The organism is Kitasatospora sp. NPDC057542, from assembly GCF_042801945.1.
Taxonomy (GTDB): domain Bacteria; phylum Actinomycetota; class Actinomycetes; order Streptomycetales; family Streptomycetaceae; genus Kitasatospora.
Genome location: NZ_JBHVFE010000312.1, coordinates 1 through 10,740 on the forward strand (window position 1 = coordinate 1; position 10,740 = coordinate 10,740).

Genomic DNA, 10,740 nt, shown 5'->3' on the forward strand with positions numbered 1-10,740 from the left:
GGACCACCCTGCTCGCCCTGTCCGGCCTGGTCATCCTGGCCCTCGTCCGCAAACAGACCGGCACGGAGCTTCACCACCGGCCGCACCGGCGCCGCCGAGGCGTCGATCGCCGCCAGCGAGCGGCGCACCTGGTTGCGGTCCGTGGTGTACCAGAACTCCGGCATCGAGGAGCGGAAGAAGCCCCCGTACCGCTTGGTCTCCACCCGCGGGTCCAGCACCGCGACCACGCCCCGGTCGTCGGCCGCGCGCACCAGCCGGCCCGCGCCCTGCGCCATCAGCAGCGCCGCGTGCGTCGCCGCGACGGCCATGAAGCCGTTCCCGCCGCGCTGTTCGACGTCCTTCTGGCGGGCGCTCATCAGCGGGTCGTCCGGCCGGGGGAACGGGATCCGGTCCATCACGACCAGCTGGCAGGCCGAGCCGGGCACGTCCACGCCCTGCCAGAGCGAGAGCGTGCCGAACAGGCAGGTGGTCGCGTCCGAGGCGAACTCCCGGATCAACTCGCCCAGGGTGTCCTCGCCCTGGAGCAGGACGCGGTGGTCCAGCCGCTCGCGCATCGCCTCGGCGGCCGTCTGGGCGCCGCGCATCGAGGAGAACAGGCCCAGTGTCCGCCCGCCGGCCGCGCCGATCAGCTCGGCCAACTCGTCCAGCATGTCCGGCCGTTCGGGATCGCGCCCGGGGTCGGCCAGGTGTTTGGCGACGTACAGGATGCCCTGCTTGGGGTACTTGAACGGCGAGCCGACGTCGATCCCGCGCCAGTACGGCACCGCGTCCTCGCCGAAGGCCGGGCCGGCCTCCGGGTTGTCCCCGGCGGTGCGGACGTCCGGCAGCCGCGTCTCGGAGGGCAGGCCGACCGAGGCGGCGACGCCGTTGAAGTCCCCGCCGAGCTTGAGCGTGGCCGAGGTGAGGACGACCGAGCGCTCCTTGTACAGCCCCTCGCGCAGCAGCCCGGAGACGCTCAGCGGGGCGACCCGCAGCGAGGCGGTGCCCAGCCCGTAGCGGTCGCTGCGCTCGATCCAGACCACGTCGTACTCGGAGTCCTCCAGCAGCCGCTCGGCGGTCTCGTGCAGTGCCTCGGCCGAGGCCATCGCCTGCTTGCGGACGGCGTCCTCGTCGCTGAGCCCCTTGTCCCTGGTCTCGCCCAGCGAGGTGATCACCTGGCGGGCGGCGTCCCGAATCGCGGTGACGGCGTACGCCAGGTACTCGGGCAGTTCCTCGACCCGGCCGGGCTGGGCCGTCTCCATCAGGCCGTGGTAGTTCTCGGCGGCGGCCTGGAGCGCGTCCACCGCCTTCTCGTTGGCCAGCCGCGCGGCCCGCTTCACCGCCCGGTTGACCGCGCCGACGGTCAGCTCGGCGGTGGCCGCGCCGGTGACCCGGTTGACCAGCTCGTGCGCCTCGTCCACGATCAGCAGCCCGTGCTCGGGCAGCACCGGAGCGCCCTCGATCGCGTCGATCGCGAGCATCGCGTGGTTGGTGACCACGACGTCCGCGAGCTTGGCCCGCTCCCGCGCCTTCTCCGCGAAGCACTCCTGCCCGTACGGGCAGCGGGTGGCGCCCAGGCACTCCTTGGAGGTGACCGACAGCTGGGCCCAGGCCTTGTCGGAGACGCCGGGGCTGAGGTCGTCGCGGTCCCCGGTGTCGGTCTCCTCGGCCCAGTCGCGCAGCCGCAGCACGTCCTGCCCGAGCTTCCCGGTGGGCCCGCCGAGCGCGTCCACCGGGTCGAACAGGCCCTCGCCCTCGTCGCTCGGGGTGCCCTCGTTGGCCCGGTGCAGGCACAGGTAGTTGGAGCGGCCCTTGAGCATCGCGAACAGCGGGCGGCGGCGCAGCACCGGATGCAGCGCCTCGACGGTGCGCGGCAAGTCCCGCTCCACCAGCTGGCGTTGCAGCGCCAGCGTGGCGGTGGCGACCACCACGCGATCGCCGTGGGCGAGCGCGGGCACCAGGTAGGCCAGGGACTTCCCGGTGCCGGTGCCGGCCTGGACGAGCAGGTGCTCGCCGTGGTCGACGGCGTCGGCGACCGCCTCGGCCATCCGGACCTGGCCGGGGCGCTCCACACCGCCGACGGCCGCCACCGCGGCGTGCAGCAGTTCGGGGATCCGCGAGCGCGGGACGGCTACGGCTTCCTCGGCCTCGTCGCCGAGGTCCGCCGCCCGCTGGGATTCGGAGTCGTGGGATTCGGAGTCGTTCGTCATGACCCTCCCACCCTACGGGGCGGGGGTGACAATCCGGTCCCGTTGCACGGGCAGTCGCACGTCCACGGCCACCAGCGCGTTGGGCACGGTCCCGTACCGGGCGGCGTGCGGGCGGTGCGGGCGGTCCTGGTAGCCGTCCAGCAGCAGCCGGTTGCGGTTGAGGCAGAGCCGGTCGATCCGGGGGCGGAACAGGTCGAACAGCTCGAAGCGCTCGCGCAGCTCGGGGAAGCGGTCCTGGTAGCGGAGCACCTCGGCGCGCAGCAGGGCCCAGAACTCGGTCTCGGGCAGCCCGGCCTGCGCCTCCAGCAGCGGGGCGAGGTAGCGGAAGACGCCGATGAACAGCCCGGAGTGGATGAACTGGCAGAGCCCCTGCGGGCTCTCCCGCAGCAGCACCTCGGCCACCTCGGCGGGCAGGCCGTGCAGCTCGGGCAGGCTCTGCGCGCTGAGGTTGACGTCGTCCACGAAGTCCTTGACCGCGAGCCGGACCGGGGTGTCCCGCTCGTCGAAGACCACGATGGCGTTCTCGCCGTGCGGGGAGAAGACCAGGCCGTAGCGGTAGAGGAAGTGCAGTAGCGGCGGCATCATCGCGGCGAACAGCCGGCCGGTCCACTCGGCGGGGGTGAGGCCGGAGCGGGTGATCAGCTCGGCGGCGAGCGCCCGCCCGTCGGAGCCGGTCTGCAGCAACGCGGCCAGGGTGCGGGCCCGCTCGCCGCCGTCCAGGAAGGGGCCGAGCGGCTGGCGCCAGATCGCGCCGAGCAGTTCCTTGTACTGGTAGGGCGCCTCGGGCAGCTCGCGGTAGAGCGGATGGTCGACGGTGACGGAGGCGATCTCGCCGAGCAGGATCACCCGGCACTCGTCGCGCAGGTACGGGTCGGCGTCGCGCAGCCCGAGCAGCCAGGCGGTGACGGTGGGCGCGGCGAGCGTGCGCTCGACCGGCAGGCCCCGCCAGACCAGGGTGTTGAGGACGGACAGCGGCAGCTTGACGGTGCAGCGCTCGGGGTGGGCGGTGTTGAAGAAGGAGCGGATGGACTGCTGGGGCAGCCGTGGGTCGCCGTCCGAGGGCAGCGGGACGATCTCTCCGGAGGCGATCCAGGGGGCGAAGAGCGGCAGGATCGTCTCGTCCCACTGCCAGGGGTGGACCGGCAGCAGCAGGTAGTCCTCGGCGTCCGGGCCCAGCGGGGCGCGCAGGGCGTCGACGTCGTCCAGCTCGCGGGCGTACAGCTGCTCGGGCCGTTCCAGGCCGGGCACGCCGCGGTACTCGGCGAGCCGGCGGTGGACGGCGATCCAGGGCAGCGGGCGCGGGCTGCGGGCCTCCGGTGCCCAGCGGGCGGCGTCGGTGGCGGAGAAGCCGATCCGGCCCTTGTTGGGGACGATCCAGGGGTGGCCGGTCTGCCGGCCCTCCAGCGCGGTGTGGTCGAGGTCGGCGAGCTCGGCGGCGGTCAGCGCGGTGGCGAGCTGGCGGGCGTCGGCGGTCAGGGTGGCGGAGAGCTCGCGGATCAGGTGGCCGGTGGTCTCGCCGCGCATGCCGAGGGTCTGCCGGGCGTACGGGAGGAAGCGCAGCGGGTCCAGGCCGTCCGGGCGGGAGCAGCGGACGGACTCCGGGTCGACCTGCCAGCTGTCGTAGGCGCCGCGCCGGGCGGTGAAGCGGTACTCGGCCTCGGGCAGCTCCAGCCGGTACTCGCCGGGCGCGTCGCCGGGGACGGGCCGGAGCAGTTCCTCGTAGGCGAACTCGCCCAGCATCTTGGCCAGCAGGGCGCGGCCGGCCCGCCGCCAGTGCCCGGCGGTGAGGTGCGGGGGCAGGTGGAGCGGCGGTTCAGCGGCCGACGGTTGCGGCACGGGTCAACTCCTGGGGGCGGGGGACGACGGGGGTCCGGTCGAAGGGCGCGGGCGCGGGGACGGGTGGCGCGAAGCCGGTCCAGGCGGTGCGGCCGGGCAGCCGGTGGACGGTGCGCCCGGTGACGGCGTTGAGGATCACGGCGGCCCGGTGGGCACCGAGCCCCAGGTCGGGGGTGCCGACGCCGTGGGTGTGCAGTTCGGCGTTCTGGACGTACAGCCCGCCGGTGAGCTCGGGCCGGGTGGCGACCCGGTGGTCCAGGTCGACCCGGTAGCGCCCGGCCTCGTCCCAGTCGATCAGCTCGGCGAGCGGTTCGAGCGCGGCCGGGCGGGCCGCCCGGTAGCCGGTGGCGAGCACCACGGCGTCGGTGCGCAGCAGGTGCTCGGCGCCGGAGTCGGTGTGCCGGCAGTGCAGTTCGAGGCCGCCGCACGGGCCGGGGCGGGCCGCGTCGACGGCGGTGCCGGGGGTGATCTCGACCGGGGCGGTGTCGATCGGGCGGCCGATGGTGCGCTCGTAGAGGTGGTCGTGGATCTCGGCGAGGGTCTCGGCGCTGGCGGCCTTGTGCAGCTGCCACTGGGCGGCGACCAGCGCGTCCCGGACGGGGGCGGGCAGGCCGTGGAAGTAGCGGGTGTAGTCGGGGGTGAAGTGTTCCAGGCCGAGCTTGGAGTACTCCATGGGGGCGAGCGCCCTGGTCCGGGTGAGCCAGCGCAGCCGGACGCCGTCGCCCTCGTGCCGCCGGAGCAGGTCGAGGAAGACCTCGGCGCCGGACTGTCCGCTGCCGACCACGGTGATGTCCCGGGCGCCGGCCAGGTCGGCGCGGCGGTCCAGGTACTCGGCGGAGTGGAAGGCCCTCGGGTGGCCGGCCAGCGCGGCGAAGGCCTCGGGCAGCACCGGCCGGGTGCCGACGCCGAGGGCGAGGTTGCGGGCCCTGGCCTCGGAGCGCCGGCCGGTCGCGGTGTCGGTCAGCTCGACGCGGTACCAGGGCGCGTCCCAGTGCAGGGCGGTGACCTCGGTGCCGAAGCGGCAGTTGGCCAGCCGCTCGGCGGCCCAGCGGCAGTAGTGGTCGTACTCGCGGCGCGGCAGCTGGAAGCGCTCGGCGAAGTAGAACGGGAACAGCCGGTCCTGCTCGCGCAGGTAGTTGAGGAAGGACCAGCGGCTGGTCGGGTCGACCAGGGAGACCAGGTCGGCGAGGAACGGCACCTGCATCCGGGCGCCGTCCACCAGCATCCCGTGGTGCCAGCGGAACTCCGGGCGCTGGTCGCAGAAGAGCGTGCGCAGGCCGGGGACGGGCTCGGCGAGCGCGGCGAGCGAGAGGTTGAACGGACCGATGCCGACGCCGAGCAGGTCGTACGGAGGGGGTGTCGAGGTGTCCACAGGGGTGTCCTAGGCGGGGAGTTGGGCCTGCGCGGCGAGCCGGCCGGGCCGGTCGCGGACCATCAGGGCGGCGCGCTTGTCGGGCAGGTCGAGTTCGGCGGCGGCCCGGAATCCGGCCCGTTCGAAGGCCCGGACGGACCGCCGGTTGCGGACGTCCGGCTCGGCCACCACCCGCTCGCAGCGCGGATTCCGGCGGAGAATCAATTCTGCTAGGGCGGCCAGGAGGACGGCGCCCAGCCCGCGGCCGCGGCTGGCCGCCGGGCCGAGCAGCAGGTGCACGCCGGTGTCGTACGGCCGGGCCGGGTAGTGCGCGGCGAGCGGGTCGAGGTCGGCGCGGTAGACCTCCCAGTAGCTCATCGGCTCGCCGTCGAGCAGGCCGAGGCACGGAATGCTGCGTCCGTCGCCGTCCAGCTGGTCCCGGACGTGCCGTTCGGTGACCTCCGGCGGCCCGGCGAGCTCCCAGAAGGCGTCGACCTCGGGGTCGTTCATCCATCCGGCGAGCAGCGCCAGGTCGGCGGGCAGCCGGACCGGGTCGAGCCGGAACTCACCGGCCGGGGTGGGGACGGCACCCCACCCGGACGGGTCGCACGACGTCACGCCGCCACCTCGCTCCCCTCGCCGGGGCGTTCGCCCGGGCACGCCTCTTTCCGGTTCACTCGCCCCCGGCCTCCGGCCGGGGGCGCCCCCACCGCTCGCTCACGTGCTCCGCCACCGGGTTGGGGATGTCCACGTACACGGACTGGCTGGCGACCGGGCCGACCAGTTCGTCCATGCCGTTGATCCGGGTGAGCAGGTTGGCCTTGCAGGGCAGCGCGGGCGCGTCCAGCAGCAGCTCGGGCAGCGCCGATCCGGTGGCGGTGACCCGCGGGCCGGCCAGGAACCGGCGCAGCGCGGCCAGCAGCACCGTCTCGTCGGCGAGCCGCTGGGACCCGAAGGCGCCGATCAGGCCGAGCACGTGGTTGATGCCGAGGTAGTAGGCGAAGTGGTGGTCGATCACCTCGTCCGGCAGGAAGGTGTCGCTGTCCGCGCCGAGCCCGGGCAGCCGGGCGGTGAGCTTACCGGCGGCGCTCTCCCGGTAGTAGTAGCCCTGGTTGTCGCGGTAGCGGCCGCCGCACGGCCAGCCCTCGGCGTCCAGCAGCACGAGGCTGTTCTGCTGGTGCGCCTCCAGGGCGATGCCGCCCCGGCCGTCCAGCCAGAGGATGGGCAGCACGACCGCGTCCAGGTAGCGCAGGAACCATTCGGCGGCCACGGTCGGCAGCGGGCGGGCGCAGCGCGCGGCCAGCGCCCGCAGGGTGTCGCCGAGCCGGGAGGGCACGGTGTCGCCGGTGCCCAGCGGCTGTTCGGCGACCAGCCCGGCGACGCACAGCGCGCGCTCGGCGGGCGCGAAGGGCTGGGCGCGCAGCACGGTGTCCAGGCCGCCCGGGTCGCCGAGGTCGGGGTGGTCGACGCCGATCCACGCCGGGTCGCGGACGATGTCGAAGCCGGGGTGGGCGGCCCGCCACTCGGCGGCCAGTCCGCTCTCCAGCAGCCGGTGCATCTCCAGGCCGCGGTGGAGCTCCTTGCGCAGGTTCTCCCGGCGGGAGTTGGTGATCCGCAGGCCGAGCGAGAGCTTGAGCATCCACGGGGTGCCGGGCCGGTAGACGGTGCGCACCGAGGAGGTGGGGTACCAGGGTTCGCCGGCCGGCCCGAGGTCGTGCAGCAGCCCGTCGGCGAGCAGTGCGGCAACGGGTGGGCGGTGGGCGAGTTCGCGGGCCTGCCACGGGTGCAGCGGGACGGCGGCGGTGCCGGGCGGCAGCGCCGTGCCGCCGCCGAGCAGGCCTGCGGTGAGCTGCTCGGCGCTCTCGGCGGCGGCGGAGCCGGCCGCGAGCAGCTCACGGTCCACCGCGTACCAGTGCAGCTGGAAGGAGCCGTGCAGCTCGGGCGAGTAGGCGGCGCTCTGGGCCGGCCCGAGGCCGTCGCGGCTCTTCGGCGTGGGGTGCAGCGGGTGGCCGAGCAGCAGGGACTGCTCGGCGGCGAGGAAGTGCGAGCGCTCCGGCCCGCCGGGCACGGCGGCGGTGCGGCGGTGGGCGAGGATCTCGGTGGTGCGCACGACCGAGTCGGCGACCCGGCCGGCCAGGTCGGCGACCTGGCCGGGGTCGGGCCGTTCGGCGGCCGCGGCGGCGAGCAGCGCGGCGGCGGTGACGGCGTCCACCGGGGCCTCGGAGACATCACCCGCCGCGGCGACCTCCCCCACCGCGAGGGTGGCGGGCCCGAAGCGGTGCCAGCCGCCGGGTGACCAGTAGCGGACCGGGGCGGCGAGCCGGGCGGCCCCGCCGAGGACGGCGATCCGCAGCCGGCCGTCCGGGCCGGGCCGGGCTCCGGTCTCCCGCGTCCAGCAGCGCAGCAGGGCCTCCAGTCCGGCCTGCTCGGCGGCGACGGCCGGGTCGGGGTGCAGCAGCAGGTCGTGCCCGCAGGCCCGCTCCACGGTGGGCGGCGGTACGGGCGGGGCTCCGGTGAGGGCGGTGCTCAAGGCTGCTCCTTGGGGCGCGTGGGGGTGCGGACGCGCACTGTGGTGGAGGGGATCGGCGGGCACTCGCACCGTCGCGTCAGGTAAGGGTTACCTATCCCTGACGGGTGATCACAAGGACCGCTCACTCGTCCGGGTGAGAATCGGCGATTGTCCACCTCCGGGGCCGGATGCCCTGCTGGGCCGGTCAACCGGCCGGGGCCCGGATCACGGATCGGTGACCTCCGGCCCGCAGCGCAACCCGGGGGGCGGGCACCGCCGTCCTCGTCTGCGATGGAAGACTCCAGGGCGGCGGCCCGCCGCACCGCGAACCGGCCGGCCACGCACCACCCGGATACCGGGCCACCGGCCGGGGCACCACCCGGCGACCCGGCACCGCCCAGCACCGAACGACCGAGCACAGGGGGAAGCGCACAGATGCCAACGATCCACCGGTCAGCCCTGGCCGCCGCCCTGGCCGCGGGCACCCTGCTCGCCGTGAGCGCCTGCGGGCCGGACGGTCCGGCGGGCGGCGGGACCAGCCCCGCGCCGCCGCCCTCCTCCACGGCAGCGGCCCCGGCCGCGGGCTCGGGCGGCGTGATCGGCGGGATCACCCTCCCGTCCGGGCTGCCGACCAGCCTGCTGGAGGGGCTGCCCAGGAGCTGGGACGACCTGAAGAAGTGGAAGTTCGAGGACTGGGACAAGTGGGCGTCCAAGCACGTCTTCAACAACCCGGTGGTGAAGGACTTCTGGGACCCGGACAAGATGGGCGACTCCAAGCCCGCCGATCCGGCCCCGCCCGCTGCCAAGCCCGCCCCGGCCACCCCCAAGCCGTCCACCGACGACGGCGTGACCGACCCCGAACCCCCGGCGGTCAAGGCCGTGGCGATGCCCCGCCCGTACACCAAGCAGCCCTCCGGCAAGGTGTTCTTCTCCGCCAAGGGCGGCCGCGGCAACTGCTCGGCGACGGTGATCACCGACCCGCAGCACCCGGGCAAGAGCAACCTGGTCTGGACGGCCGGCCACTGCGTGCACGAGGGCAAGGGCGGGAACTTCTACAAGGACCTGGTCTTCGTGCCCGCGTACAACAACTCGGGCGCCTCCAGCGGCGGCAAGCGGGCCCCGCTGTCCGAACTGGCCCCGCTCGGCACCTGGTGGGCCGACCAGGTCACCACCTCGCCGCAGTGGATGGTCGAGGGCGGCGGCAGCGGCGACGCCGCCAACCAGTACGACTTCGCGGTCATGCGCGTGCACAACCAGAACGACACCGGCAAGTCCCTGGAGGAGACGGTCGGTTCGGCCGTCCCGGTCTGGTTCGACGCGCCGCGCGACCAGCTCAGGGTCTCGGCCGTCGGCTACCCGCTCGTCAAGCCGTTCGACGGCCAGGAGCTGTACGCGTGCGACGGCGGCAAGCCCACCCGGCTCTCCTTCGACGCCAAGCGTCCGACCATGCTGACCATCGGCTGCAACATGACCCAGGGCGCCAGCGGAGGCGGCTGGTTCGCCACCATGCCCGACGGCCGGACCGCCCTGGTCAGCAACACCTCGATCGGCACCCAGGAGCACACCTCGCTGAGCGGTCCGTACCTGGAGGCGGTCGCCCGGCAGGCACTGGACTGGATCTCCAAGAAGTAGCAGCCGCCACCGGGGAGCGGTACGGAACCACCAGCACAGCACGGGGGAACGAGCCAGCATGCCGAGAACCACCAGCCGGCGGCGCCGGGCCGCGACGGCGGGCGCCGCGCTGCTCGCCGCGCTTGCGCTGGGCACGGCCGGGTGCGGCCCGGACGGCCCCGCCCGGCCCGCCACCGCCCCCCTCGCCCTGCCCAGGTCCGCGCCCACCAGCCTGGGCGACCTGACCGGCTGGAAGGTGGAGGACTGGGCCCGCTACGTCGCCGACAGCGCCTTCGCCAACGACGCGGCGCCCGGCTCCTGGCCGGCGGCCCGGATGGACGCCGCCAAGCCCCGGCCGACCCCGGAGTACTCCCTGACCGCCCCCGCGGCGGCCGGCGTCGAACGGGACGCCCCGCCCGCCGCCGTCCAGGCCAAGCCGCTGCCGCACCCGTACGGCCAGGCCGGCTCGGTGGTCGGCCGGCTCTTCATGACCACGCCGCAGGGCGACGCGGCCTGCTCCGCCACCGTGGTCTCCGACCCGGGCAACCCCGGCCGCAGCAACCTCGTCTACACCGCCGCGCACTGCCTGCACGACGGCAAGGGCGGCGGCTGGCTGAAGAACCTGGTCTTCGTACCCGGCTTCAACCGGGACGGCCAGATGGTCCACGGCAAGCCGAACCCCGACCAGCAGGCCGCCCCGTACGGCCGGTGGACGGCGGTGCGCGCGCTGGTCTCTCCGACCTGGCTCCAGGAGGGCGGCGTCGGCGCCCACCACCAGTACGACTACGGCGTCCTGCGGGTGCGCGGCGAGGACGGCTCCGGCAGGTCCCTGGAGGAGACGGTCGGCGGCTCGGTGCCGATCTGGTTCAACGCCCCGCGCGACCGGATCACCGCGGCCGCCGCCTACGGCTACCCGGCCGAGCGGCCGTTCGACGGCCTGGAGCTCGAACACTGCGACTCCCCGGTCGCGCCCGGGCTGCTCTCCTTCGACCGGACCCGCCCGCCGATGTACCTGATCGGCTGCACCATGACGGCCGGCTCCAGCGGCGGCGGCTGGTTCGTCACCAGGGACGGCAAGCCCAACCTGGTCAGCGTCGGCGCGCTCGGCAACCGCAACCCGGCCGGCTACCAGGCCGGCCCCTCCCTGCAGGACCAGGCGAAGCAGGCCTTCGAGTACTTCGCCAAGAACGTCAGGTAGCTCCTGCGGGGGGAGACGCGGGAGGGGCCCCGGGACGGCAACGCGT

The 10,740-nt window shown here is 74.7% G+C and carries 7 protein-coding genes; 2 read left to right on the forward strand and 5 right to left on the reverse strand.

The features are described 5' to 3' along the window. From ACFU7Y_RS30475 to ACFU7Y_RS30495, 5 genes are all read right to left on the reverse strand, one after another. On the reverse strand, positions 1–2,189 hold a 2,189-nt coding region (locus ACFU7Y_RS30475), incomplete at its 3' end, for an ATP-dependent DNA helicase (protein WP_380770335.1). 12 nt (positions 2,190–2,201) lie between these two features. Next, complete coding sequence (locus tag ACFU7Y_RS30480) at positions 2,202–4,025, reverse strand: IucA/IucC family siderophore biosynthesis protein (protein WP_224281044.1); 1,824 nt, start codon at positions 4,023–4,025, stop codon at positions 2,202–2,204. Then, entirely contained in the window at positions 4,003–5,397 is a 1,395-nt protein-coding gene (locus ACFU7Y_RS30485) for a lysine N(6)-hydroxylase/L-ornithine N(5)-oxygenase family protein (RefSeq protein WP_224281045.1), read from the reverse strand. The genes ACFU7Y_RS30480 and ACFU7Y_RS30485 overlap by 23 nt, the downstream gene beginning before the upstream one ends. A 9-nt stretch (positions 5,398–5,406) precedes the next feature. After that, entirely contained in the window at positions 5,407–6,036 is a 630-nt protein-coding gene (locus ACFU7Y_RS30490; RefSeq protein WP_374119995.1) for a GNAT family N-acetyltransferase, read from the reverse strand. A gap of 13 nt (positions 6,037–6,049) precedes the next feature. Next, positions 6,050–7,906, reverse strand: a complete 1,857-nt coding sequence (locus tag ACFU7Y_RS30495) for an IucA/IucC family protein (RefSeq protein WP_380770336.1) — start codon at positions 7,904–7,906, stop codon at positions 6,050–6,052. Between the two features lie 414 nt (positions 7,907–8,320). Here ACFU7Y_RS30495 and ACFU7Y_RS30500 point away from each other — a divergent pair, with 414 nt between their 5' ends. Together ACFU7Y_RS30500 and ACFU7Y_RS30505 are read left to right on the forward strand one after the other, a co-directional pair. After that, positions 8,321–9,517, forward strand: coding sequence for a trypsin-like serine peptidase (locus ACFU7Y_RS30500; RefSeq protein WP_380770337.1), 1,197 nt, complete (start codon positions 8,321–8,323; stop codon positions 9,515–9,517). Positions 9,518–9,575: 58 nt separating this feature from the next. Continuing rightward, positions 9,576–10,694 (forward strand): trypsin-like serine peptidase, encoded by a 1,119-nt coding sequence (locus ACFU7Y_RS30505; protein ID WP_380770338.1) that lies wholly within the window; start codon positions 9,576–9,578, stop codon positions 10,692–10,694. Positions 10,695–10,740 lie beyond the last annotated feature (46 nt).